Annotated in this window: 23 protein-coding genes; 12 read left to right on the top strand and 11 right to left on the bottom strand. The window is 70.1% G+C overall.

Annotated elements, in window-relative coordinates:
* The first annotated feature begins 2 nt into the window (after nucleotides 1-2).
* From ASF44_RS03425 to ASF44_RS03410, 4 genes are all read left to right on the top strand, one after another.
* Nucleotides 3-1,190, top strand: a complete 1,188-nt coding sequence (locus ASF44_RS03425) for an ABC transporter substrate-binding protein (RefSeq protein WP_056897735.1) — start codon at nucleotides 3-5, stop codon at nucleotides 1,188-1,190.
* Nucleotides 1,191-1,364: 174 nt separating this feature from the next.
* Entirely contained in the window at nucleotides 1,365-2,177 is an 813-nt protein-coding gene (locus tag ASF44_RS03420) for an ABC transporter ATP-binding protein (protein ID WP_056897734.1), read from the top strand.
* Nucleotides 2,174-3,997 carry a long-chain fatty acid--CoA ligase gene (locus tag ASF44_RS03415; protein WP_056897733.1) on the top strand — a complete coding sequence of 608 codons (1,824 nt, stop codon included), beginning with the start codon at nucleotides 2,174-2,176 and terminating at the stop codon, nucleotides 3,995-3,997. The genes ASF44_RS03420 and ASF44_RS03415 overlap by 4 nt, the downstream gene beginning before the upstream one ends.
* A 65-nt stretch (nucleotides 3,998-4,062) precedes the next feature.
* Nucleotides 4,063-4,257 carry a hypothetical protein gene (locus tag ASF44_RS03410; RefSeq protein ID WP_235579111.1) on the top strand — a complete coding sequence of 65 codons (195 nt, stop codon included), beginning with the start codon at nucleotides 4,063-4,065 and terminating at the stop codon, nucleotides 4,255-4,257.
* 143 nt (nucleotides 4,258-4,400) lie between these two features.
* On the opposite strand, the gene ASF44_RS30800 is transcribed toward ASF44_RS03410, so the two are convergent.
* A complete protein-coding gene (locus ASF44_RS30800) occupies nucleotides 4,401-5,414 on the bottom strand; it encodes an asparaginase (protein ID WP_082524547.1) in 1,014 nt (337 codons plus the stop codon).
* A gap of 297 nt (nucleotides 5,415-5,711) precedes the next feature.
* Here ASF44_RS30800 and ASF44_RS31490 point away from each other — a divergent pair, with 297 nt between their 5' ends.
* The 4 genes from ASF44_RS31490 to ASF44_RS31480 all read left to right on the top strand — a co-directional run bounded on the left by ASF44_RS31490 (nucleotide 5,712) and on the right by ASF44_RS31480 (nucleotide 9,202).
* Nucleotides 5,712-6,284, top strand: a complete 573-nt coding sequence (locus ASF44_RS31490) for a PEP-CTERM sorting domain-containing protein (RefSeq protein WP_162243778.1) — start codon at nucleotides 5,712-5,714, stop codon at nucleotides 6,282-6,284.
* Nucleotides 6,281-6,859: a DUF1566 domain-containing protein gene (locus ASF44_RS31485; protein ID WP_056897730.1), complete on the top strand. Its 579-nt coding sequence runs from the start codon at nucleotides 6,281-6,283 to the stop codon at nucleotides 6,857-6,859. The genes ASF44_RS31490 and ASF44_RS31485 overlap by 4 nt, the downstream gene beginning before the upstream one ends.
* A gap of 455 nt (nucleotides 6,860-7,314) precedes the next feature.
* A complete protein-coding gene (locus tag ASF44_RS03390) occupies nucleotides 7,315-8,760 on the top strand; it encodes an MFS transporter (protein ID WP_056898184.1) in 1,446 nt (481 codons plus the stop codon).
* An 85-nt stretch (nucleotides 8,761-8,845) separates the two neighbouring features.
* Entirely contained in the window at nucleotides 8,846-9,202 is a 357-nt protein-coding gene (locus ASF44_RS31480) for a hypothetical protein (RefSeq protein WP_235579110.1), read from the top strand.
* 19 nt (nucleotides 9,203-9,221) lie between these two features.
* On the opposite strand, the gene ASF44_RS03380 is transcribed toward ASF44_RS31480, so the two are convergent.
* Together ASF44_RS03380 and ASF44_RS03375 are read right to left on the bottom strand one after the other, a co-directional pair.
* A complete protein-coding gene (locus tag ASF44_RS03380) occupies nucleotides 9,222-10,370 on the bottom strand; it encodes a PAS domain-containing sensor histidine kinase (protein WP_056897728.1) in 1,149 nt (382 codons plus the stop codon).
* Between the two features lie 51 nt (nucleotides 10,371-10,421).
* Complete coding sequence (locus ASF44_RS03375) at nucleotides 10,422-10,760, bottom strand: hypothetical protein (protein WP_056897727.1); 339 nt, start codon at nucleotides 10,758-10,760, stop codon at nucleotides 10,422-10,424.
* Nucleotides 10,761-10,955: 195 nt separating this feature from the next.
* Here ASF44_RS03375 and ASF44_RS03370 point away from each other — a divergent pair, with 195 nt between their 5' ends.
* Nucleotides 10,956-12,419 carry a PLP-dependent aminotransferase family protein gene (locus ASF44_RS03370; RefSeq protein ID WP_056897726.1) on the top strand — a complete coding sequence of 488 codons (1,464 nt, stop codon included), beginning with the start codon at nucleotides 10,956-10,958 and terminating at the stop codon, nucleotides 12,417-12,419.
* A gap of 9 nt (nucleotides 12,420-12,428) precedes the next feature.
* On the opposite strand, the gene ASF44_RS03365 is transcribed toward ASF44_RS03370, so the two are convergent.
* The 3 genes from ASF44_RS03365 to ASF44_RS03355 all read right to left on the bottom strand — a co-directional run bounded on the left by ASF44_RS03365 (nucleotide 12,429) and on the right by ASF44_RS03355 (nucleotide 15,185).
* Nucleotides 12,429-13,397, bottom strand: coding sequence for a tripartite tricarboxylate transporter substrate binding protein (locus ASF44_RS03365; RefSeq protein WP_056897725.1), 969 nt, complete (start codon nucleotides 13,395-13,397; stop codon nucleotides 12,429-12,431).
* 38 nt (nucleotides 13,398-13,435) lie between these two features.
* The gene (locus tag ASF44_RS03360) at nucleotides 13,436-14,872 is read right to left on the bottom strand and encodes an NAD-dependent succinate-semialdehyde dehydrogenase (protein WP_056897724.1); all 1,437 of its coding nucleotides are present in this window, start codon (nucleotides 14,870-14,872) and stop codon (nucleotides 13,436-13,438) included.
* Nucleotides 14,873-14,990: 118 nt separating this feature from the next.
* Nucleotides 14,991-15,185 (bottom strand): hypothetical protein, encoded by a 195-nt coding sequence (locus ASF44_RS03355; RefSeq protein ID WP_056897723.1) that lies wholly within the window; start codon nucleotides 15,183-15,185, stop codon nucleotides 14,991-14,993.
* A gap of 149 nt (nucleotides 15,186-15,334) precedes the next feature.
* Here ASF44_RS03355 and ASF44_RS03350 point away from each other — a divergent pair, with 149 nt between their 5' ends.
* From ASF44_RS03350 to ASF44_RS03340, 3 genes are all read left to right on the top strand, one after another.
* Complete coding sequence (locus ASF44_RS03350; protein WP_056897722.1) at nucleotides 15,335-15,742, top strand: 5-carboxymethyl-2-hydroxymuconate Delta-isomerase; 408 nt, start codon at nucleotides 15,335-15,337, stop codon at nucleotides 15,740-15,742.
* 136 nt (nucleotides 15,743-15,878) lie between these two features.
* A complete protein-coding gene (locus ASF44_RS03345; protein WP_056897721.1) occupies nucleotides 15,879-16,868 on the top strand; it encodes a Bug family tripartite tricarboxylate transporter substrate binding protein in 990 nt (329 codons plus the stop codon).
* A complete protein-coding gene (locus ASF44_RS03340; RefSeq protein ID WP_056897720.1) occupies nucleotides 16,868-17,857 on the top strand; it encodes a 2-dehydropantoate 2-reductase in 990 nt (329 codons plus the stop codon). Before ASF44_RS03345 ends, ASF44_RS03340 begins: the two co-directional genes overlap by 1 nt.
* A gap of 6 nt (nucleotides 17,858-17,863) precedes the next feature.
* Here ASF44_RS03340 and ASF44_RS03335 read toward each other — a convergent pair whose 3' ends face one another.
* The 5 genes from ASF44_RS03335 to ASF44_RS03315 all read right to left on the bottom strand — a co-directional run bounded on the left by ASF44_RS03335 (nucleotide 17,864) and on the right by ASF44_RS03315 (nucleotide 24,478).
* Nucleotides 17,864-19,975, bottom strand: a complete 2,112-nt coding sequence (locus ASF44_RS03335; RefSeq protein WP_056897719.1) for an alpha/beta hydrolase domain-containing protein — start codon at nucleotides 19,973-19,975, stop codon at nucleotides 17,864-17,866.
* A gap of 23 nt (nucleotides 19,976-19,998) precedes the next feature.
* A complete protein-coding gene (locus tag ASF44_RS03330; RefSeq protein WP_056897718.1) occupies nucleotides 19,999-21,606 on the bottom strand; it encodes a tannase/feruloyl esterase family alpha/beta hydrolase in 1,608 nt (535 codons plus the stop codon).
* 132 nt (nucleotides 21,607-21,738) lie between these two features.
* Complete coding sequence (locus tag ASF44_RS03325; protein WP_056897717.1) at nucleotides 21,739-22,725, bottom strand: tripartite tricarboxylate transporter substrate binding protein; 987 nt, start codon at nucleotides 22,723-22,725, stop codon at nucleotides 21,739-21,741.
* Nucleotides 22,726-22,751: 26 nt separating this feature from the next.
* Complete coding sequence (locus ASF44_RS03320) at nucleotides 22,752-23,123, bottom strand: hypothetical protein (protein WP_056897716.1); 372 nt, start codon at nucleotides 23,121-23,123, stop codon at nucleotides 22,752-22,754.
* Nucleotides 23,120-24,478 (bottom strand): acyclic terpene utilization AtuA family protein, encoded by a 1,359-nt coding sequence (locus ASF44_RS03315; RefSeq protein WP_056897715.1) that lies wholly within the window; start codon nucleotides 24,476-24,478, stop codon nucleotides 23,120-23,122. The genes ASF44_RS03320 and ASF44_RS03315 overlap by 4 nt, the downstream gene beginning before the upstream one ends.
* Between the last annotated feature and the right edge of the window lie 12 nt (nucleotides 24,479-24,490).

The following is a 24,490-nucleotide window of genomic DNA, read 5'->3' as shown; positions in this document are numbered from 1 at the left end:
CCATGCGTGCAGCACAGACCCTGACCTCCTCCCGCCGTCGCGCACTGGTGCTGACGGGCGGCGCGGCCCTGGTGGCCGGCACCCTGCCACGCGCGGCGCGTGCCCAGGGCGAGGACATCGTGATCGGCGGATCCATCCCCATGACGGGCGTGTTCGCGTTCGCCGGCATCGGCATCAACGCCGGCATTGCCGACTACGTGAAAATCGTCAACGACGCGGGCGGCATCAAGGGCCGCAAGCTGCGCTACGTGCCGGAAGACACGGGCTACAAGGTCGACGTGTCGGTGGCCGCCTTCAAGAAGATCACCAGCCAGAACAAGGTGAACCTGTACTACGGCGACTCCACGGGTTTTGCCAAGACCATCAACGGCGAGCTCGACCGCAGCGGCCAGATCCTGATGGCCGGCGCCTCGTTTGCCAGCGAGCTGAACAACCCGGCCAAGTACCCGCACCAGTTCCTCGTGGGGCCGGACTACACCGAGATGTTCGGCATCCTGCTCAACCACATCGCCAAGGAGAAGCCGGGTGCCAAGGTGGCGTTCGTGTACTCCGACTCCGAATTCGGCCGCGACCCGATCGAGGCGAGCGAGGCCACCGCCAAGAAGCTGGGCTTGTCGGTGCCCGTCAAGATCATGACGCCGGCCGGCAGCGTGGACGTGTCGACCGAGGTGATCAAGCTGCGCCGCGCCGCGCCCGACTACACCATCTTCCACGGCTACGTGCTGGCGCCCATCCCCGAGTTCATCCAGCAGGGCAAGCAGCAGGGCATGGCCAGCAAGTGGATGGGCACCTTCTGGACCATGGACAGCTCCACCGTCATGAAGATGGGCGAGGCCGGCGACGGCTTCATGGGCGTGATGCCGTTCCGCTACTACTACGACACCGAGAAGGCGCCGATGCTGGAAAAGATCCGCGCGCTGCGGCCCGAGTACCAGAGCACGGCCTACATCCAGGGCTTCCTGACGGCCATGCTGTTCACCGAGGCGGCCAGGCGCACGCTGGACGCGGGCAAGCCGCTGGACGGCAAGAACCTGAAGGCCGCGCTGAACACGATCAAGGACTTCGACACCGGCGGACTGATCGGCACGCCGATCACGATCAGCGGCAACTCGATCCCGGTGGGCCGCGTGTACCGGGCCGACATGAAGGCGCAGAAGATGGTGGCCGCCTCCGACTGGATCAAACTCTAGATGAGACCACCCCGTTTGGCTGGCTCACTTCGTGTAGCCAGCCCATCCCCCTCAAGGGGCGCCGCCAGCGGCCGGGCAGAGCCCGTTCCGCGGCGTCTGCTGGCATGGCCTGCTCCGCGGCCTTTTGCACCGCGGCATGCGAGGGACCGCTGAAACCAAGTTCACGGCACTGCCATGCAAACGAACTCTTCGATCCTCGAAGTCAACAACATCGAGGTGGTCTACAACAAGGTCGTGCAGGTGCTGCGCGGCCTGTCGCTGGCCGTGCCGCACGGGCAGATCGTGGCGCTGCTGGGCAGCAACGGAGCCGGCAAGTCGACCACGCTCAAGGCCATCTGCGGTTTGCTGCCGCTGGAGGACGGCGAGCTGCAGGCCGGGCAGATCGCGTTCGACGGTGCGCCCACGGCGCAGGTGCCGCCGCACCAGCTGGTGCGCCGCGGCCTGGCCCATGTGATGGAGGGCCGCCGCGTGTTCGAAGACCTCACGGTGGAAGAGAACCTGGTGGCCGCCACCTACGCGCTGACCGGCCGCAGGGCCGCGCCCAAGGACTTCGACGCGGTGTATGCCTACTTCCCGCGGCTGCACGAGCGCCGCAAGGGCCTGGCCGGTTACCTGTCGGGCGGCGAACAGCAGATGCTGGCCATCGGCCGCGCGCTGATCGCCGATCCGCAGCTGATCCTGCTGGACGAACCTTCGCTGGGCCTGTCGCCCATGCTGGTGGAGGAGATCTTCACCATCATCGCGCGCATCAACGCCGAGCGTGGCGTCTCCATGCTGCTGGTGGAGCAGAACGCCAGCATCGCGCTGGCGGTGGCGGACTTCGGCTACATCATGGAAAGCGGACGCATCGTGATCGACGGCAGCGCCGAGCGGCTGGCAGCCGACCCCGATGTGCGCGAGTTCTACCTGGGCGTGGGCGGCAGCGGCGAGAGCCGCAGCTTCAAGGAGCTCAAGCACTACAAGCGCCGCAAGCGCTGGTTGTCATGACCACGCCTGAACTGCCGCACAAGACCCTGCCCCAGATGCTGCGCGAACAGGCGCAGCGCCAGGGCGCGCGCGTCGCCATCCGCCAGAAGGACTTCGGCATCTGGCAACCCATCACCTGGGCCGACTACCTGCGCCGCGCCGGCCACGTGGGCCTGGGCCTGGCGGCCTTGGGCCTGCCCGCGGGCGGCCACCTGGGCGTGATCTCCGAGAACCGCGTGGAATGGGTGCTGGCGCAGATGGGCGCGGGCCTGGTGGGCGCGGTGACGGTGGGCGTGTACCCCACCAGCCCCAGCAACGAGGTGGCCTACGTGGTGGGCCATGCCGACGTGGAGGTGGTGGTCTGCGAAGACCAGGAGCAGCTGGACAAGGTGCTCGACGCGCAGGCGCAGCTGCCGCGCCTGCAGCGCATCGTGGTGGTGGAGACCAAGGGCCTGGCCAGTTACCCGCCCGCCGTGCGCGAACGCATCGTCCCGTTCGCCGAGCTGGAACGCCTGGGCGCCGAAGTGCAGGCGCGCGAGGGCCTGGGCCGCATCGACGCGGCGCTGGCTGCGCAGACGATGGACGACATCGGCCTGATGATCTACACATCCGGCTCCACCGGCGCGCCCAAGGGCGCCATGCTGTCGTGGCGCAACATCCGCGGCGTGGTGCCCGGCATCGAGCACCGCCTGGGCCTCACCGGCGCCACCACCCATCTGTCGTACCTGCCGCTGTGCCACGTGGCCGAGCAGATGCTGACCTGCTTCGTGCCGCTGTACCTGGGCTCGCAGGTGCACTTCGGCGAATCCATCCGCACCGTGCAGGAAGACCTGCGCGAGGTGGCGCCCAGCATGTTCCTGGGCGTGCCGCGCATCTGGGAGAAGCTACACGCGGCCATCAGCATCAAGGTGCAGGAAGCCGGCCCGCTGCAGCGTGCGCTGGTCGCACGCGCCCTGGCCGCCGGCGCGCCGCTGGCCGAGAGACCGCGCAGCCAGTGGACGCTGGCCGAGCGGCTGCGCTTTGCGCTGGCCTACTGGACGGTGCTGCGTGCGCTGCAGAACTTCATCGGCCTGCGCGCCGCCAAGGTGGCGCTGACGGGCGCGGCGCCCATCCCGCCCGACGTGGTGCGCTTCTTCCGCACGCTGGGCCTGCCGCTGGTGGAGGTCTACGGCCTCACCGAATCCAGCGGCATGGTGACGGGCCAGACCGTGGACCAGCTGCGCGCCGGCACCGTGGGGCCGCCCACGCTGGGCGTGCAAGCGCGCATCGGCGAACAGGGCGAGTTGCAGATCCGCGGCGACATGGTCTTCGCGGGCTACTACAAGAGCCCCGAGGCCACGTCTGCCGCGGTGCAGGACGGCTGGCTGCACACGGGCGACGTGGTGCAGCAGGATGCCGACGGCCACATCCGCATCGTCGACCGGCTCAAGGACATCATGATCACGGCCGGCGGCAAGAACCTCACCCCGTCGGAGATCGAGAACCAGATGAAGGGCAGCCCCTTCATCAAGGAATGCATCGTGGTGGCCGACGGCCGCAAGTTCGTGGCCGCGCTGGTGCAGATCGACTACGAGACCGTGGGCAAGTGGGCCGAAGCCCAGCGCCTGGCCTTCACGCACTTCCGTTCGCTGGTGGAGCTGCCGCAGGTCAGGGACCTGGTGCAGGCCGAGATCGACCGTGGCAACGCCAGGCTGGCACAGGTGGCGCAGATCCGGCGCTTCCACCTGCTCACCAAGGAGCTGGACCACGACGATGGGGAGGTGACGGCGACGATGAAGGTGCGGCGGGCGAGTGTTTACAAGGCGTATGCGGGGGAGATCGAGGGGATGTTCGGGGGGTGAGGGCTGAGTGGCGGCCATCGGCCAATAGCGGACCTCCGCGGCGCGGCTCGGCTACCCTTCTCTCAATGGAAAACATCACCATCACCGCCGCCACGCCCGAAGAACTCCGCTCCGGCGAACTCGGCGGCAAGCTGCGCCGCTACAACTACGGCTTCGTCGGAGAATATCCAGAGCAACGGCACATCCGGCTCAACGCTAGGGACGAAAACGGCCGATTGCTCGGTGGGCTGCGAAGCTTGCATCGGCTGCTGGGCCGCTGAACGCAGTCGGTGCAGATGAGAAATAAAGTTGTCTGCGCCCAGCGAGCCGGCGGCCCCGTGCGCCGGGTCAGCCAGTGCAGGGATGCCGCCGACACATAGTTGAGGCTGCGCGCGGTAACTTGCTCCGCCTGTTCACACCCGCCTCAGGGCGCAGAGAACTGCAATGCAAATGTCGCACGTCGCGTTCCCACCAGGTGACCGCGCACGTTCAGCACTTCGCTGGCTCGCCAGGGCTCAAGTTCAATGCGCTGCGCATCGTCCAGCCACCCGAGTTGATCCAGCACTTCTACGGTCGCCGCGTGCTGCGCGACCATGTTCCCATCAGCGAGTTTGAGTGCTACCGCCAGGCCACGGCTGCGGCTGCCCACGACCTGCAGACCGTCCACGCCGATCTTGGAAACCCAGTCGCCGCGGCCTGCACGCATGAACGCCACATCATTGCGCCGCTCGCCCCCGATCAGATCAGGATGCGTGACCATGGCTTCTGCCAGTCGCGCAAAGCTGGCACCGAACTCGATGTCGCGGATGCCGCTGGAAAGGCGCGCAATGCCCCTTGCAAGGTGAGCAAGCGGCATTGCGTAGTTCGGTGCAGAGCAGCCGTCGATGCCGAATTTCAGCTGGTCCTCGCGCAAGCCTACTGCACGAGCGACGTGGCGACGGATGGCGATCTGTAGCGGATGGCCCGGCTCAAGATAATCGGTCGTGGACAAGCCGTGATCGGCACAGTACGCGAGAAAGCCGGCGTGCTTGCCGCTGCAGTTGTTGTGTCGCACATCGGCGACGAATCCTTCAGGAGCGGCGATTCCAAGCTCAGTGAAGATTGGTGGATGGCAACCGCACTGCATGGTGTCGCGGTGCTGGCCCGCCCGGTCCAACAGGCTCTGGACAACGTTGACGTGCTTGGGCTCCCCGTTGTGACTGGCACACACAAGGGCCAAGTGCTCTGGTTCCAGGTTGAGACGGTTTGCGGTGCCTGATTCGAGCAGCGGCAGCGCTTGAAATGCCTTGATGGTTGAGCGTGTGAAGGTGACCCAGTACGGATCGCCGGCATGTGCCAGTACGCAGCCGGCCGTGTCGACGACGGCAATCGCACCGAAATGACGGCACTCAACGAAGCCACCGCGCAACTGATCAACGAGAGGGACAAGTTCGGCCATGGAACGCTCTGCAGATACGGATGATTTGATCATCAACGTTGTCACGTCAAGCCTGTGCTGCTCGAATTTCCGCTCAGGGCGCATTGCCGCCTGCTGCACCTCGCTTTCAACGCGTTCTCATCACCGGTTTCCAGGTCAGCGAATGGTTGGCAGGCTGCTCACCATTGCGTCGTGCAAATGGAGTTCCATTCGACGAGGCTGCCCATCCGCGCTGATGGAGACCATCCCGTGTTCGCGTCATTGACTGCAAGTGGAGGCGTTGCTGAAACTGCGCAACGTCGAACGAAAGGGGTTGGGATGTCATTGCGCACCGATGCACGGCGATGGCTGGGCGGCATGGTCCTGGTCGCGGCGGGGTTACTGCCCATGGCGAACGCCCAAGCGCTGGTCATCACAGCGGGCAGCCCGGTCACCACGGTGCCGGCCTATGTTCCAGCGGTGTTGGGCGCGGAGCAGTTCCTGCTGCCGATCGAGGTGCGCGAGGCGGCGAACCTGCAGGAATGGAGTTTCGACCTTGCGTTCGATCCGGCTGTCGTGCAACAGGTCGATCTGGGCGGCTTCTACTACGGCGTGTATGCGGCGCAGTTCAGTACGGCGCAGCCCGAGCTGTCCTCGATCGTCAGCAGCGGCTTGCTGCTGGACGGCAAACTGGTCGGCGTGGCCGGCTTTTCGGGCGGCATCAGCGGCGACGGGCTGCTGGCCTACATCGCCTTCGAATTCCTCGCGCCGGGCCAGGACCCAGGCTTCGAGGTGGGCAACGTGCCCCAACCCATTCCCGAGCCCGGCACTGTCGCGCTGATGGCCGTCGGCCTGGCGCTGCTGGCCGGCCGGCGCGGGCCAACCCATCAACCGGTGAAGGAGGCGACATGAAACGCAAGACGCAACTCGTCCTGGCCGCGCTGGCGGCGCTCTGCGCATGGGCCACGCCGGCCACTGCCCAGACCACAGCGAACGGCCCTTACTACGCCACGCCAGCATGGGATCAGACACTGCCGGCCGCCACACGCTTCATCGTGCTATCGAACTTCAGGAGCGAGGCGGTGCTGGACCGCGAGACCGGCCTGGTTTGGGAGCGGACGCCCAGTCCCGTCGGCTACGCGCCGACGCTGGCGCCCGGCGTCTTCGGCGGCATCTATGCGAGCGAGCGCTGCCTGTCGGCGACCACCGGGGGGCGGATGGGTTGGCGCCAGCCCAGCGTGGCCGAGATGATGAGCCTGATCGTGCCTTCAGCATCGCCCGGGGTTCCGCCCGCGCTGCCGGCCGGCCACCCGTTCGAACTCGGTTTCTCGGAAACCTTCTGGACATCGACGCGCTATTACGCGGATCGCTACCCCTTGGCCTACCGCTCCGTGAGCATCACGGGCAGCCTCGGTGCCAGCGATGGCGGCATGTTCAAGTATCCGGTCTGGTGCGTGCGCGGGGGCTCCGTCGCGGCAGTGGACTGAAACCGTTCGCACGGGCGCGCTTTCGGGCCTGCCAGAGGCCGGTACGAACTCGTTTGGACCTTGGCGCCGCGCACCGTCATGGGCAAGCTGCCGCGGATGCGTGCCGATGGCCGTCCCAAGACCGTGATCAGCCTGCTGGCCCAGGCCCGGCATTGCGCCATCCAGAGCTGGTCGACTTGCTGGGGCGCGACGCCCAGCCCGTGCCGGCCCGCGGTCCGCACCAGAACCTGCTGGCGTTGTCGTGGGGCCACGGCAGGCTGAGGAAGAGCTTCATGGGAAACGGGCTGGCAAGAGCCGCGCGGGATGTGGTGTCCGCAGCATCGCCATGGGCCGGCCGCTGAGCTTCTGCGACGGCCAACGGAGCACCAGCCATGGCCACGCGCCGCCAGGCCATCGCCCGGCCGGCGGCATCGACCGACAGACAGCGCCGGCTGGCTGCGCTACACCTCCACCCCATGCACCCCGCGAGCACCATCCCCCACCGCCTGGACGCCCTGCCCTGGTCGCGCTGGCATTGGCGGGTGGTGCTGGCGCTGGGCATCGCCTGGGTGCTCGATGGGCTGGAGGTGACCATCGTCGGCTCCTTCGGCAGCATGCTGGAGCGTCCCGACACGCTGGCGTTGACGGCCACGCAGGTGGGCTGGGCCGGCTCCCTGTATGTGGGCGGCACGGTGGTGGGCGCGCTGGTGTTCGGCCGCATGGCCGACCGGCTGGGGCGCAAGAAGCTGTTCCTGATCACGCTGGCGGTGTACATGCTGGCCACCATGGCCACGGCGTTCTCGCCCGGGTTCGCGGTGTTCGCGGTGTGCCGCTTCATGACAGGCGTGGGCATCGGCGGCGAGTACGCGGCCATCAACTCGGCCATCGACGAACTCGTGCCGGCGCGCGTGCGCGGCCGTGTGAGCCTGGCCATCAACGGCAGCTTCTGGATCGGCGCAGGCCTGGGCGCGGCGCTGAGCCTGGTGCTGCTGGACACCCGATGGCTGGCCGTGGACCTGGGCTGGCGGCTGGGCTTTTTGCTCGGGGCCGTGCTGTCGGTGGCGGTGCTGGTGGTGCGGCGCCACGTGCCCGAGAGCCCGCGCTGGCTGATGGCCCATGGCCGCGCACCGGAGGCCGAGGCCATCGTTTCGGCCATCGAGGCCGAGGTGCGCGCCGCACGGCCCGGTTGGCAGCCCGCCGCGGCTGCCGACGCAGGCCCGCATGCCGACCGCACGGCGCTGCCGGGGTTCCGCCAGGTGGCCTGGGTGCTGCTGCACCATTACCGCCAGCGCAGCGCGGTGGTGCTGGCGCTGATGGTGTCGCAGGCCTTTTTCTACAACGCGATCTTCTTCACCTACGCATTGGTGCTCACGCGCTTCTATGCGGTGGAGCCGGCCAGCGTGGGCCTGTACATCCTGCCGTTCGCCGCGGGCAATGTGTTGGGGCCGCTGCTGCTGGGGCCGCTGTTCGACCGCATCGGGCGCCGCTTCATGATCGCGCTCACGTACGGCCTGTCGGGCCTGGGGCTGCTGCTGACGGGGCTGGGCTTCCTGTACGGCGTGCTGGACGCGACGACGCAGACGCTGGCCTGGTCTGCCGTGTTCTTCCTGGCCTCGGCCGCGGCCAGCTCGGCCTACCTGACCGTCAGCGAGGTGTTTCCGCTGGAGATGCGCGCGATGGCGATCGCGATCTTCTTCGCCGTGGGTGCGGGCGTGGGTGGCTTTGCGGCGCCGGCGCTGTTCGGCGCGCTGATCGAGACCGGCAGCCGGGCCAACGTTTTCATGGGCTACGCGGTCGGCGCGGCGCTGGTGGTGGTCGCCGCCGGCATCGCATGGCGCTGGGGCGTCGATGCCGAGGGCCGTTCGCTGGAAGACATCGCGCCACCACTGGGCAGCGCGCCGCAGCCGCCGCGCGCGCGGTGATCGGCCAACGGCCGCGCGCTGGGCCTACGCGGGAAGCGGCGGCGCCCTGACGCGCGCGCGCCAGGCGCGCCGCACACTGCTGGCTTTGCACAAGCCGGAGCGCGCGATGGAACCGATGAAGCCGATGGAACCCATGAAGCCCATGCAACCGATGCAGCCCATGGCACCGATGCAGCCCATGCAGGCGGACGACGGCTGGTGGCCAGAGGGCCTTTCCAACCCCTCGTCCACCGGCGCGCAGAACGACCTGCAGTACGCGTTCTTTCCGCAGCAGCGGCGCCTGGCCATCCGCCAGGGCGGGTCGGTACAGCAATACGACACGGGCGAGCTGTCGATTTCGGGCGTTGCGCAAAGCCAAAGCGGCCAAGGACCAGGCGCCAACCCTGTGTTCTCGACCGCGCAGGGCGAGGTCGCACTTTCGAGCCTGCGCAAGCTCGGCTGACGCGCGCGTCCGGCCGGGCTCAGACCGGCGCGGGTGGCAGCGGCGCGGGCCGCTGCAAGGGCAGGCGCACCGTGAATTCGGAACCCTTGCCCTGCCCCGGGCTGCGCGCGGCCGCGGTGCCGCCGTGCAGCTCGACGATCTGGCGCACCAGGCCCAGCCCCACGCCCAGCCCGCCGGGCGCCATCTTCCTGGCACCGACGTCCTGCGTGAAGAACTCGAAGATGCGCGGCAGCATGTCGGCCCCGATGCCGATGCCGCTGTCTTCCACGCGGATCACGACTTCGTTGACCTCTTCGCCGGCTCTCAGGAACACGGTGCCGCCCGAGGGCGTGTACTTCAGCGCGTTGCCCAGCAGGTTCAGCACCACCTGGGTCAGCCGGCGCCGGTCGGCCTGCAGCGTGATCGGTGCCTCCTGGAACACGGCCAGCAACTCGATGCCCTTGGCCAGCGCGTTCGGCTGCAAGTCGTGCAGCGCATCGGACAGCAGCTGTTGCACGTGCACGGGCTCCAGCACCAGCTCGAACCCGTCGTGGTGCGCGCGCGCCAGGTCCATCAGGTCGTCGGCCAGGCCTTTGAGCACGGCGATCTGCCGCTGGATGACCTGGATCGCCTGCGTCGACGCGGGCGTGGTGTCGCGCGTGCCCATCAGGTGCACGGCCATCGACAGCGGCGCCAGCGGATTGCGCAACTCGTGGCCCAGCGTGTGCAGGAACAGCTGCGCGCGCTGCAGTTGCTCCTGCAGGGTGTCGCGTTCCTGTTCGAGGCGCTCGATCTTCGTGCGCAGGTCGGTCCGGTCGCGCATCACCTTCACGAAGCCAAGCAGCGCACCATCGTCGTCGCGCACGGCCGTCATCGTGCCGGTGACCCACACGCGGCTCTGGTCCTGCCGCATGTGCCAGCGGTCGTCTTCGGCGTGGCCCTGGGTGCGCGCCACGTCGAGTTCGAAGAGGTCGATCTTGCGGTCGCGGTCTTCGGACGTGAAGATCACCGAGATCGACTGGCCGACAGCCTGCTCGGCCGACCAGCCCAGCAGGACTTCGCTCCCGCGCGACCAGCCGCGCACGATGCCCGCCGCGTCCAGCACGATGAAGGCGTCACCGGACGGGCTGGCGTGGTAGGAGGCCAGCAGTGCGCTGGCAAAGGGCGTCAGGGCGCCGCTGGAGTGCATCGCCGCATTCTGCGGCTCCGCGGCGCGCAGCAGGGTAGGCGGCCAGCCCTGTTACACCTTGGCTGGATGGGCGCCCCGAAGCCGCAGCGTGCGCGCCCAGCCCGCCAACCTGGCCACCAGCCGGGGCCACGGCCCCACGGGCACGACCTGCTCCAGCCGCGCCTCGCGCAGCGCCGCCACGCGCACCCAGCCGGCCCGCGTCACCACATGGGTCTGGCCTTCGCCGATCCGGCATCCCACCGGCAGCAGCGTGTCGGCCAGCCAGTGCGGCGCTTCGTCGATGCGCAGGTCGCCCTGCACGGCCACGAGCACGGTGCCGGCCTCCACGGCCAGGTGCAGGGTCTGGCCAGCGGCCAGCGGGGTGGAAGCAAGAAGGGTGGCGGTGTCCATGGTGCTCTTTCGCAAGGGGTTACGGCATGGCCAGATCGTAGGCAGCCGCCCCGCGGCGGAACAGGCACAGGCACTGGCGATGTGCACCGGAACAGCGGATTCGAAAAGCCTTCTGTTATGGTCTGCCAGCCCGCGATCTGCATCTGTCCAGCCACCCAGGCCCGGCGCAAGATCGCCGCAACATCCTTGCGCGCCATGCCCAACGTCCCCCGCTACCGCCAGATCGCCGAGCACTACCTGCAGGCCATCCGCGCCGAAGCGCTGCAGCCAGGCGACCGCCTGCCCTCGCTGCGCGAGCTGATGCAGCTGCACGGCGTGAGCCTGTCCACCGCGCTGCAGGTCTGCCGCCTGCTGGAGAGCGACGGCTGGGCCGAGGCGCGCGAGCGCTCGGGCTACTTCGTGACGCGGCCGCGCCGCCTGAAGATCGTGCCGATGGACGAGCCGGCGACCGACCGCGCGCCCGACCCGGCGCAGTTCGTCGGCATCCACGAGAAGGTCTCCAGCTTCGTCACCCAGCGGCGCGCGCACGCGGTGCACCTGAACCTGTCGACGGCGCGCGGCGCGCCCGCGCTGTACCCGGCCGAGGCCATGCGCAACGCCGTCACGCGTGCGCTGCGCCAACACCCCGAGCTGCTGACCCAGGCCACGCCCTCGCGCGAGCGCACGCCGTTCCGCGAGGCCGTGGCCCAGCGCGCCGTGCGCGTGGGCATGGCGCTGTCACCCGAAGAGGTGCTGCCCACGCACGGCTGCATCGAGGCGCTGAACCTGGCGCTGCGCGCCGTGGCCCAGCCCGGCGACACGGTGGCGGTGGAGTCGCCCACCTTCTACGGCCTGCTGCAGGTGCTGGAGACACTGGGCATGCGCGCGCTGGAGATTCCCACCAGCCCGCAGACCGGCCTGTCGATCGACGCGCTGGAGCTGGCCATCGGCGCCTACCGCGACATCAAGGCCGTGGTGGTCGTGCCGCACCTGCAGAACCCGCTCGGCAGCGTGATGCCGGACGCGCACAAGGCCCGGCTGGCGGCGCTGTGCGAACAGCACGGCATCGCGCTGATCGAGGACGACACCTACAGCGAACTGCTGGACGCGCCCGCCCCGGCGCGCGCGCTCAAGTCCTTCGACCGCAGCGGCAACGTGATCCATTGCGCCTCGCTGCACAAGGTGCTGGCGCCGGGGCTGCGGCTGGGCTGGATCCACGCCGGCCGCTGGCACGCGCGCGTGGAGATGCTCAAGTACGCGCAGTCGCGCAGCAACGAGGCCCTGGCGCAGTGGGCGGCGGGCGGCTTCATGGCCTCGGGCGCCTACGACCGGCACCTGAAGCAGTTGCGTGCCAGCTTGCGCACGCAGCGCGAGCGCACGGCCGAGGCGGTGGCGCAGCACTTTCCGCCCGGCACGCGGCTGAACCTGCCGCCGGGCGGGCTGCAGCTGTGGGTGGAGCTGCCGGGGCAGCTGTCGTCTGCGGCGGTGTTCGACGCGGCGCTGCGCGAGCACATCCTGGTGGCGCCGGGCACGCTGTTCTCCAACACCACGCGCTGCGACCACTACGTGCGCATCAACTGCGGCCTGCCGTGGACGCCGGCGCTGGAAGCCGGGCTGCGCCGGCTGGGCGAGATCGTGTGCAGCCAGCACGCGGCCGGGCCGGCGCGTGCCGCGGCGTAGGCCGCTGGCCTATTCGATCTTCGCGCCCGAAGCCTCGACGATGCCCTTCCACTTCTGGTAGTCGGTCTTGACCAGCGTGGCGAACTGGTCCGCCGTCATGCGCTGGATCTCGGCGCCCTGGGCCTGGACCGCGGCCACCATCTCGGGCATGGCCAGCAGCTTGTCGACCTCGTTGTGCACGGTGGCGACGATCTCCTTGGGCGTGCCCGCCGGCAGGAACAGGCCATACCAGGTGCTGACGTCGAAGTCCTTGTAGCCCAGCTCGGCCACGGTCGGGATCTCGGGCGCGGTGGAGCTGCGCTTGGCCGAGGTCACGGCCAGGGCGCGTAGCTTGCCGGACTTGAGCTGGCCGATGGCCGAGGGCAGCGAGGACACCATCAGGTCCACGTTGCCGGCCAGCACGTCCATCATGGCCGGGTTGGAACCCTTGTACGGCACGTGGCGGATGTTGATGCCGGCCGCGGTCTTGAAGATCTCGCCGGCCAGGTGGATGGTGGTGCCGTTGCCGGGCGAGCCGTAGGTGATGGTATCGGGCGCGTTCTTCGCCGCGGCCACCACGTCGCCCAGCGTCTTGAAGCGCGAGGTGCTGGACGTGACGATGACCACCGGCGTGTAGGCGATGTGTGAGACCGCGACCAGGTCGCGCGTGGGGTCCCAGGGCAGGTTCTTGTACAGCCAGGGGCCGACGACCAGGTTGTCCTTCTGGCCCATGACCATGTCGTAGCCCGTGGGCGCGGCGCGCACGGCCTCGCCGATGCCCACCGTGCCGCCGGCACCGGCGCGGTTCTCGGCCACCACGGTCCACTTGGTGACCTCGGTCAGCTTGGCCGCCACCAGGCGCGACAGGATGTCGGTGCCCCCACCGGGCGGGAACGGCACGATCAGGCGGATGGGCTTGCTCGGGTAGGCCTGCGCGAACGACAGGCCCGGCGCCAGCGCGCCGGCGGCCAGCGCGCTGCAGAAGGTACGGCGGAACATCGAAGTCTCCATGTTGGTATCGGGCACCGGGCGAACGCTCAGACGTTGGTGATCGACACCGCGCGCGTGTTCAGGTAGGCCTCCATGGCCTCCGGGCCGCCTTCGGAGCCGTAGCCCGAATCCTTGATGCCGCCGAACGGCAGCTCGGCCGAGGGCGTGGCGGGCTGGTTGACCCACAGCATGCCGACCTCCACGCGCTGCGACAGGATGTGCGCGTTCTTCAACGAGCTCGTGAAGGCGTAGCCCGCCAGGCCGAAGGACAGGCGGTTGGCCTCGGCGATGGCGTCCTCGATCTTGTCGAACGGGCGGATCGCGGCCATTGGGCCGAAGGGCTCGTCGTTGAAGACCTTGGCGGACAGCGGCACGTCGTCCAGGATGGTGGGCTGCCAGAAGTTGCCGGCGTCGCCGATGCGCTCGCCGCCGACCAGCAGCTTGGCGCCCTGCTTGACCGCGTCCTGCGTGAACTCGGCCATGGCGGTCAGGCGGCGCGGGTTGGCCAGCGGGCCCATCTGCGTGCCTTCGGCGCTGCCGTCGCCCACCTTCAGGCCGCGCGCGTAGGTGGCCAGCGTCTCGGCGAATTCCTTCTGCACGCTGCTGTGCACCAGAAAGCGCGTGGGCGAGATGCACACCTGGCCGGCGTTGCGGAACTTGGCGGCTCCGGCGGCCTTGACGGCCAGCTGGATGTCGGCGTCGTCGCAGACGATCACGGGGGCATGGCCGCCCAGTTCCATGGTCACGCGCTTCATGTGCTGGCCCGCCAGGCCGGCGAGCTGCTTGCCCACGGGCGTGGAGCCCGTGAACGTCACCTTGCGGATGACGGGGTGCGGGATCAGGTAGCTGGAGATCTCGGCCGGGTTGCCGTAGACCAGGCCGACCACGCCGGCGGGCAGGCCGGCATCGGCGAAGGCGCGGATCAGCGCGGCCGGGGCGGCCGGCGTTTCTTCAGGCGCCTTGACCAACATGGAGCAGCCGCTGGCCAGCGCGGCGGCCAGCTTGCGCACCACCTGGTTGATCGGGAAGTTCCAGGGCGTGAACGCGGCGACGGGGCCGACCGGGTCCTTCACGACCAGCTGGCGCACGGCCAGGCTGCGCGAAGGGACGATGCGGCCGTACACGCGCATGCCTTCGTCGGCGAACCACTCGATGATGTCGGCCGCGGCCATGGCCTCGCCCTTGGCCTCGGCCAGCGGCTTGCCGTTTTCCTGGGTCAGGACGGCGGCGATCTCGCCGGCGCGCTCGCGCATCAGCGCGGCGGCGCGGCGCATGGTCTTGGCGCGCTCGATGGCCGGGATGTCACGCCAGACTTCGAAGCCCTTCTGCGCGGCGGCCAGGGCGCGGTCCAGGTCGGGGATACCGGCATGCGCCACGCGGCCGATCTCCTTGCCCGTGGACGGGTTGAACACGGCCAGCGTGCGGCCGTCGGCGGCGTCCTGCCACTCACCGGCGATGAAGAGTTGGGTGCTGGGATAGGTCATGGCGATCTCCTGGAAAGTCGGACAAGGCAGTCGAAAGCGGGCGATTGTCCATGGTTTCGAAGACGGCCGTAGGCGCGGGCAGGCCCACTTCCCGCAGGGAGAAATGGTGTCCGCGCCCTCAGCCGTGGGCGGGGGAATGGGCGTCGCGGCTGCGCACGCGCGCCAGCCGGCGCATCAGCCGGTCGATGGCGGCCGGATCGGGGTCGGGCTCGCACTGCAGCTCGAACAGCGTCTCGCGCAGGCGCCGGATCAGACGTGCCTGGCTCAGGCTGGCCGTGATGCGGACCGTGGCGGGGCTGGTGGTGTCGAGCATGGTGCGTGGGCGGTGGCGCCTGGACGCCAGAGCCGATTCTCGGAACGCCGCGGGCGGCGCGCCGTCGGCCCGCAGGCGCTGGCCATGTAGGGCCGCGTCCGACAGGCACCGCGCGAGAATGCGCCGACATCCGCCCCCCAGGACCGACCATGCCCCATCTCGTGCTGCTCTACAGCCCCAACATCGAACCGGCCACCGACATGGGCGCGCTGTGCCGGCAGCTGTCCGACACCATGCTCGCCCAGCGCGACGACGGCGGCAAACAGGTGTTCCCGACCGGCGGCACGCGCGTGCTGGCCTTCGCGGCCGCGCACCACGCCGTGGCCGACCACCAGCAGGACTACGCCTTCATCTACCTGAACCTGCGCATGGCCAAGGGCCGTCCTGCGGCCTTGCAGCAGCGCATCGGCGAGGCCCTGATCGCCGCGGTCCGCGAGCACCTGGCGCCGATCTTCCACGAGCGGCACATCGGCGTGACGCTGCAGATCGACGAAGGCCACGAGGTGTTCGACGCCAAGCACAGCAACCTGCACCCGCTGTTCGGTCCGCCGGCCTGAGGAACGCCCGGCGCCGGCCCATGGCGCACTGCAACATACTAGAAAACACGGGTATCGGCGGCGTCGGCGCGCGCCCACAATGGCGCGCCCAGCGGTCCAATGCCGCGCAAAACTTGTCCACCCGAGGAGAACAAACATGTCCATGAACCGCCGCCAACTGCTGCAATCCGCCAGCGCCGGCGCCCTGCTGTCGGCCATTGGCCAGCAGGCCCTGGCCCAGGCCCATCCCGAGCTGCTGCGCATCGTCACCGGCTTCGCGGCCGGCGGCACGTCGGACACCATCTGCCGGCGCGTGGCCACCCAGCTGGCGCCCAGCTACGCCAAGACCGCCGTGGTGGAGAACCGCACCGGCGCGGGCGGGCAGATCGCGATCCAGTTCGTCAAGTCGGCCGCAGCGGACGGCGCCACCATGCTGCAGACGCCCACGTCGATGCTGACGATCTACCCGCACATCTACAAGAAGCTGGCATACGACCCCAAGACCGACCTGGCGCCCGTCTCGCTGGGCTGCGTGTTCGACTTCGGCCTGGCCGTGGGCCCGGCTGTGCCGGCCAGCGTGAAGAGCGTGCCCGAGTTCCTGGCCTGGGCCAAGGCCAACCCGGCCGGCGCCAACTTCGGCTCGCCGGCCGCCGGCTCCACGCCGCACTTCATCGGTGCGCTGCTGGGCAAGAGCGCGGGCGTGGACTTGAAGCACGCGGCCTACCGCGGCACCCAGCCGGCCATGCTGGACCTGCTGGGCGGCAACGTCTCGGCGGTGTCGGGCCCGGTCGGCGACCTGACCCAGCACCTGGCCAGCGGCAAGGTGCGCATCCTGGGCGTGTCGGGCAGCAAGCGCAACCGCTTCGCGCCCGACGTGCCGACCTACGAGGAGCAGGGCATCAAGGAAGGCACGCACAGCGAGTGGTTCGCCTTCTTCCTGCCGGCCAAGACGCCGGCGGACACCGTCACCCACCTCAACGCCGCGATGAAGGCCGCGCTGGCGAACAAGGACGTGGTGGACGGCCTGGCCACCTTCGGGCTGGAAGCCATGTCGTCCTCGCCGGCGGAGCTGGCCGACCTGGTGGCGCGCGACACGGCCAAGTGGGGCCCGATCGTGAAGGCCGTGGGCTTCACGGCGGAGGGCTGATGCCGGTGCGGTTCGACCGCGTCTGCGTGTTCGGCGCGGGCGCCATCGGTGGCTGGATCGGCGCGCGGCTGGCCCAGGCCGGCTGCGACCTCAGTGCGGTGGCCCGCGGCGAGACACTGGCCGCGCTGCAGGCCCACGGCCTGCGGCTGGACCAGGGCGGCCAGACGCTGGCGGCGCCGGTCCGCGCCAGCGCCGACCCGGCCGACCTGGGCGTGCAGGACCTCGTGCTGGTGGCCGTCAAGGCGCCGGCCATGGCCCAGGTGGCGCAGCGCATCGCGCCGCTGCTGGGGCCCGAGACGGTGGTGCTGACGGCCATGAACGGGGTGCCATGGTGGTTCTTCCAGGGCTTCGGCGGCGCCTATGCAGGCCGCACCCTGGAGAGCGTGGACCCGGGCCGGCGGATCGCCGCCGCCATCCCGGCTGAGACCGTGCTGGGCTGCATCGTGCACGCGAGCTGCGCGCTGCACGGGCCGGGCTTCGTCAAGCACCATTTCGGCAACCAGCTGATCCTGGGCGAGCCGGCGGGCGGCGCCAGCGAACGCGTGCAGGCGCTGGCCGCGCTGCTGGCACGCGCCGGCATCGAGACCCAGGTGGCCGACCAGATCCAGAAGGACTGCTGGTACAAGCTCTGGGGCAACATGACGGTGAACCCGATCAGTGCCATCACGGGCGCGACCACCGACCGCATCATGGACGACGACCTGGTGCGCGGCCTGGTCACCCAGGTGATGCTGGAAGCCAAGGAGATCGGCGCGCGCATCGGCATCCCGATCGCGCAGCAGCCCGAAGACCGCCACGCGGTGACGCGCAAGCTGGGCGCGTTCAAGACCTCGATGCTGCAGGACGTGGAGGCCGGCCGGCCCGTGGAGCTCGACGCACTGGTCGGCGCCGTGCGCGAGCTGGGGCAGATCACGCAGGCGCCGACGCCGTTCACCGACGCCTTGTTCGGCCTGGCGCGGCTGCACGCCCGCGGGCGCGGGCTGTACTGAACACCTTCACGGCAGCACCGTGGTGCCCGTGGCCTGCTGGATCCGCAGGTCCGCGTCGCGCTGCAGCAGCAAGCGTTCGGCCACCAGCTGGTTGGCCGCCGCCGTGACCGCCGCCACGTAGCCCGCCTGCGTGCCGTACAGCGATTGCAGCGAGGGCCGGGTGTCGCCGGCCGCCAGGCGCGCTGCCTCGGTGGTGTGGAACGGGATGAAGCTGCCGGTCAGGTTCGACAGGTCGACGATGCCCGGCGTGGCCACGTAGTTGAACTCGATGCTGGTGCCCAGCGGCGCGCGCGCCTCCACGCTCTTGATGCCGGCGCGGGTCAGTCCCGTGGCCGGGTCCACCTGCGGCACCAGGATCGCGTAGTCGCGGCCCGTGTAGTAAGGCGGCAGCAGCGTGGCGATGCCCGATTCGTCCTGCGGGATGTACTGCGGGCCGAAGTCGAACAGCGGGAAGCCGTTGTAGCGCGCGAGGTAGTTGAAGTCCGGGATCGCGGTGGCCGTGCCGGACACCGGCCAGGTCAGCCCCTTCATCGTCGGGAAGACCAGCTGGTCCGGCCGCGCCAGCGTGCCGTCGGCCAACTTGGGCACCTGGCTGGCCGGCGGCTCGGTGCCGCGCACCACCCAGTCCTCCAGCGCGATGAACAGCGCGCGGAAGGTGTCGGTGAAGTGCACCACGGTGCCGGCCGGGTAGACGTTGCGCGTGGGGGCGTAGCCGATGCTGGCCGTGCCGCCGGTGCCGCCGTGCTGGGTGCTGGCGTAGTAGTAGATGCGCGCGTTGTCGGGCTGGGCCAGGTCGCGCAGGCCGAAGGCGTCGGTCAGCACCGGCGAGCCCTGCAGCTGCCAGAACTCGGTGCCCGACAGCCCCAGGAAGAACCGCGGGCAGGTGTTGCTGGCCGTGCAGCGCTTCATCACGCCGCCCTGGCGGCCGCTCACGTCGTCCACGTAGTCGGCCGCCAGCCCGCGCGGTGCGGTCTGGCCGAACGCGGTGTGGTCGGTGCGCAGGCCGCCACCGCCGCCCGGCACGGCGAAGCGCGTGTTGATGTTGGTCTGGCGCGCGGCCACGTGGGCGTACATGCCGTCGAACACCTTGCCGCCGTCCAGCGCCTGGTTGAAGCCCAGGTGCAGGAAGGTCTTCATGGCGTTGCCCGACTGCGAGGTGCCCTGGCCGATGGCGTGCGTGATGCGGCCGGCCAGCGGGTTGGCGGTGCCTGCGCTGTCGGCCGTGGCCTTGCGGAAGAAGGTCACCGTGTCGCGCAGCGCGGCCAGGCCCACGCCCATGACCTTGGGGTCCTTGGCCACGTAGACCAGTTCGTACAGGTACTTCGGGTCGAAGCCGCCCTTGAGGCAGACCTTGCTGCCGTCTGCCGTGCCCGGGAAGGCGTTGGCCGCGCTGCAGTCGGCGAACTTCCAGTCGCTGGCCGGGACCAGCTGGCGCGCATCGGTCTCGTTGACGCGGCGCGTGAGCGAGTAGCCGGGCAGCGTGTTGTCCAGGCTGGCGGGCGCGTAGGGGATCATGGTGCCGTTGAACACGCCGCCGGGCAGCGCCATGACGGGTGTGGCGGCCGAGGGCACGAGCTCGCTGCGGTAGGTGCCGGTGATGCTGCTGCCGTCGGCATTCTTCGCCACGGGCACCGTGGCCGTCAGCCGTGCCGCGCTGCTCTTGGGCACGTCGCCCTGCCAGGCCGAGTAGAGCAGCACGTAGCCGCGCTCCAGGTACACGGCATCGCTGGGCGTGGCCGCAGGGTTGAGCATCGTCAGGATGTTGCCGCGGTTGGGCGCGTCGTAGCGCAGCACGCCGCCGGCCTTGGACATGTCCTTGGGCTTGAGCAGCACGAATTCGGCGCTGTACTCGACCATGCCGCGCGCGTTGACGGGTGCCAGCGCCAGGTCCTGGATCACGGCGTTCTTCGGGTCCTTGGGATCGACCTCGCCGCTGATGCTGCCGGTCAGCTTCTCGTACGCGCCCACGCTGCCGTAGCTGCCGGGGAAGTCCTCGGTGGCGGTGATGCTGAGCCTGAGCTGCGGTGCCGCGGCAGCGGGCGTGTCGTCGCCGCTGCCGCCGCAGGCGGCCAGCAGCCCGGCAACGAGCAGTCCTGTGGTCTTGAAGATGGTGTGCATGGTGGGTCTCCTCGGTTCAACGTTCACTGACAGCGGAAATTCGCGGCCTCGTCGGTGATGCCGCTGCCCTGGTAGACGGCGGTCTTGGGCCAGGCGCAAAGCGGCCGCGTGCGCACCACGGCACCGCCGGCCACGCGCGTGGCCACGATGCTGTCCGGCGCAGTGCCCTGCTCCACCCAGCGGTCCAGCGCCATGAGCAGGTCGTTGGATGCGCTGGCGTTGGGGGCCTGGCTGCCGCTGTTGCCGAAGGTGGTGGCGCCGCTGCCGCCACCGCAATGGCCCATGCCGGGCACCAGGAACAGGCGGTAGAAGCTGTCGAGCGCGGCCTGCGAGCCCTGGGCCGCCTTCACGCGCTCAGCGTAGGCGATGGTGTCGACCGGGTTGACCACCGCGTCCTGCCAGCCCTGGAACACGATGGCCTTGCCGCCCGAGGCCTGGAAGGCCGACAGGTTGGCGCTGGTCTGGTCCGCCAGCGGGCTGACCGTCGCGTCGGCGTACGCGAGGTCGCGGTCGTAGTCGAAGGTCCACCAGCTCCACTGCGGGTTGGCGAACACCCACAGCCGCCAGTAATCGGCACGCACGGGCTCGGCGCCGCCCCAGTAGCCCGACCAGCCCGCTTCGCTGCCGACGGGCAGGCCCGGGTAGATCTGGGCGCCGGTGCGCGCGTTCTTCGGACCGGCGTAGATCTTCTGCGCCACGGCCACCTGCTCGGCGGTCAGGCAGTCGGCCGCGTCGGCACCCGTGCACTGCAGGCTGGCCACATCGAACTTGTCGGACGTGCAGGCCAGCGGGTTCTCCATCACGCCGTCGGCCACGCCGTCCAGCGCGTCGCAGGCGGCGATGGCGCGCTGCGTGATCAGGCTGGCCTTGGCCGCGGTCAGGATCACGGGGCCGCTGGTGCCGGCGGCGCGGTTGGACAGGTAGCGGTGCAGGAACTCCACGTTGAGCCGCGTGCGGTTGTTGCCGGGCGCGCCGGCGATCACGCCGTCGAAGTCGTCGGGATAGCGTTGCATCTCGGCGTAGCCCTGGTGGCCACCGGTGGAGCAGCCGTAGTAGTGGGCGCGGCTGGGCTCCTTGGCCGCCAGGCCCGCGATCAGCGCGCGCGAGGGCGCCGTGATGGCGTGGATGGAGCGCGTGCCCCAGTCGCGGATCTTCTCGGGATGGCCCACGCCCCACAACATCTCGTTGGGGTCGGTCGACTGGTGGCCCGTGTCGCCGCCGACCACCGCATAGCCCTGGCGCATGGCGTAGGCCATGTCGTTCGTGCTGAGCGCGGGGCTGTAGCCACCGTTGCCGGTGACGACCATCTTGCCGTTCCAGGCGGCGCCATCGGGCACCCAGACCTCGAAGTTGATCAGCGAGTCGCCCGTCGGCGTGGCCCGGCCCGTGATCCGGCAGAACGCTGGCAGGTTGGCGATCGCCGTGCCGCCGCCGGGCGGCGTGTAGCTGCCGGCCGCGACCGGCGTGGCGCCCGTGATGGCGGCGCCGCTGAGCTGCACCGTGGCCAGCGCGCCGGCATCGCAGGCCTTGGCGGTGGCGACGGGCGTGCCGTCGTCACCGGAACCGCCGCAGGCGCCGAGCGCGACCAGCGTGGCGCAGCCGGCCAGGCCGCGGATGAAATGAAGTCGCATCGTTGTCTCCTCTGTGGTTGTCCGGGCATGGCTGCGCCCTGCACTGCGCAGCCGTGCATGGCCCTGGCTGACGGATCGCGGGACGGTGATGGTTCTTGTGTCCCGGGCAGGCCGGCTCACCCGGCCGCGGGCTCACTCGGGCTCGATGCCCGCCGCCTTGATCACCTTGCCCCACTTGGCCGTCTCGGCCGCCTGGAACCTGGCGAGTTCATCCGGGCTGGTGGTCCAGGCCACCGAGCCGCTGCCTTCGAAGAAGCTCTTGGCCGCGGCGCTCCTGGCACCGGCCGCCAGCAGCTCCTGCAGCCTGGCGACCACCGCGGGCGGCGTGCCGGCCGGCGCGTACGCGGCGAACCAGTAGCCCATGTCGTAGCCCTTCACGCCGGCCTCGGCGATGGTGGGCACCTCGGGCAGCAGCGGGTTGCGCTCGACCGTGGAGATGCCCAGCGCCTTGAGCTTGCCGCCCTTGACCTGGGGCACGCCTGTGGAGGTGTCGGTGATCATGAAGTCGATCTGCCCGCCCATGAGGTCGGTGATCGCGTTGGGGTTGCTCTTGTAGGGCACGTGCAGGATGTCGGTGCCCGAGAGCTGCTTGAACATCTCGCCGGCCATGCGGCTGGAGGAGCTGCCGCTGCCGAAGCTGAGCTTGCCCGGTGTCTTCTTGGCCGCGGCCACGAGGTCCATGACGTTCTTGTACGGTGCGTCCGGCCGCACCACGAGCACCTGACCGCCCTTGCCCAGGCCGGTGATGGGCGCGAAGTCCTTGACCGGGTCGTAGCTGAGCTTCCTGTACAGGTGCTCGTTGGCCGCGTGCGTGGTGTTGGTGGTGATCAGCACGGTGTAGCCGTCGGCCGGCGCGCGCGCGACCTGGCTGGCGGCGATCTGGCCGCTGGCGCCGCCCTTGTTGTCGACGACCACGGGCTGTTTGGTCTGGTCGGTGATGGACTGGCCCAGCGCGCGCGCGATCTGGTCGGTGGCGCTGCCGGCCGCGAACGGCACGACGAAGGTGATGGGCTTGGCCGGGAAGGACTGGGCGGCCGCGAGCTGCGGTGCCAGGCTGCCGGCGGCCAGCGCCAGCGCGGCGGCCAGCCAGGTGCGGCGGGGGTTGAAACGTTGTTGCATCGGTCTTGTCTCCTGTGGATTGAAAGTCAGTGGGGCGGTTCGGGTGGCGGGCCGGCCAGCAGCGGCAGCAGCGCGGGCGGCACCAGGATGGGCAGGTCCAGCAGCAGGAAGGACAGCGCCTTGCCATGGCTGTCCAGGTTCAGCGCGTCGTTGACGCCGCCGTCCAGCACCTCGTCGAGCACGAAGTTCATGGCCTGCAGGCGCGGCAGCACGTGGCGCGTGACGCGGGCCGGCTGGCGGTGCGCGAACTGCGCGGCCACCGCCGCCTCGGTCACCTGCTCCAGCAGCAAGGGCCACAGGTCCGGGTGCCAGGCGATCACGCTGATGTTGGAGCGGTTGCCCTTGTCGCCGGTGCGGCCGTGGGCGGCGCGGTAGAGGGGGACGGTGATGGACGTCATGCGCCTGCCTCGATGAAACGGAACGACGTGGGCGCCTGCTCGCGCGGCAGTACGCAGGAGACGGTGCCCAGGCGCTGGCGCAGCGCCGTGCGCACACCGCCGCCGCCGGCCGGGCCGCAGGTGTACAGCGCGGTGACCTCGCGCGCCAGGCGCTCGGCGCTGGCCCGGTCGCGGTGGTTCATGGCCACGCGCAGGCGCACGTCGCGGGCACCGCTGTCGGGCAGGCGGTCCAGCCAGGCGCCGCCGTCGTCGGCGAACACGCTGGCCACGCCGATCAGGTCGGCGCGCAGCGGGCCCAGGCCGGCCAGGCGCTCGCGCAGGATCTGCGCGGCGAGACGGGCGCGGCCCTCGGCGCGCGCGCCGGCATACGAGATCTCGCCCTCCGCCAGCCAGCCCGTGGCATGGCAGACATTGACCTTGAGCGTGGCGGGCCGCGCATGGCCGCGCACGCCCTTCAGGCGCACGCGGTCGGGGCCCAGTTCTTCCACCTCGGCCTCGGTGATGTCGGCCACCACGTCGGGCGTCAGGTAGGCGGCCGGGTCGTGCACCTCGTAGAGCAGCTGTTCCTTGACGGTGTGCGCGTCGATGCGCCCGCCGGTGCCGGCCGGCTTGGTGATGGTGCAGTGGCCATCGGCATCGATCTCGGCGATCGGGTAGCCCAGCGCGGCCATGCCGGGGATGTCCTTGTAGCCCGGGTCGGCGTAGTAGCCGCCCGTGACCTGGGTGCCGCATTCGAGCAGGTGGCCGGCCATGGTGGCGCGCGCCAGGCGGGTCCAGTCGTCGCGGGCCCAGCCGAAATGCGCCAGTGCCGGCCCCACCGCCAGCGAGGGGTCGGCCACGCGGCCGCAGACCACGATGTCGGCGCCGGCCAACAGCGCGTCGGCAATCGCCTCGGCGCCCTGGTAGGCGTTGGCCGAGACCAGGTCCAGCGCGTCCAGCGCCGGGCCCAGCGCAGCCTGCAGCAGCGGGCGCTGCGCGGCGCCGGACACGTCGTCGCCCAGCACGACGGCGATGCGCGGGGCCGGCAGGCCCAGTTCGCGGGCCAGGGCATGGATGCGGCGGGCCGCGCTGGCCGGATGGGCCGCGCCGAAGTTGCTGACGATGCGCACGCCATGGGCCAGGCAGTCGGCCAGCACCGGGCGCAGCAGGTCGGGCAGCAGCGGCTCGTAGCCGGCTTCGGGATCGGCACGGCGCGCCAGCTGGGCCAGCGCCAGCGTGCGCTCGGCCAGCGTTTCGAAGATCAGGAACGCAGGGCCGCCGGCGGCGATGAGCGAGCGCACCACGGGCGCGGCCGCGTCGGTGCGGTCGCCCGAGAAGCCGGCCGCGCAGCCGATGCGCAGGATGGTCTGGTCCACGTGTCTCCTCAG

Origin of the sequence: Pseudorhodoferax sp. Leaf274, assembly GCF_001422445.1 — a bacterium.
In the GTDB taxonomy this organism is placed as follows: domain Bacteria; phylum Pseudomonadota; class Gammaproteobacteria; order Burkholderiales; family Burkholderiaceae_C; genus Pseudorhodoferax.
The sequence above is the reverse complement of the archived record's forward strand: the minus strand, read 5'-3'. Positions and strand labels throughout refer to the sequence as shown.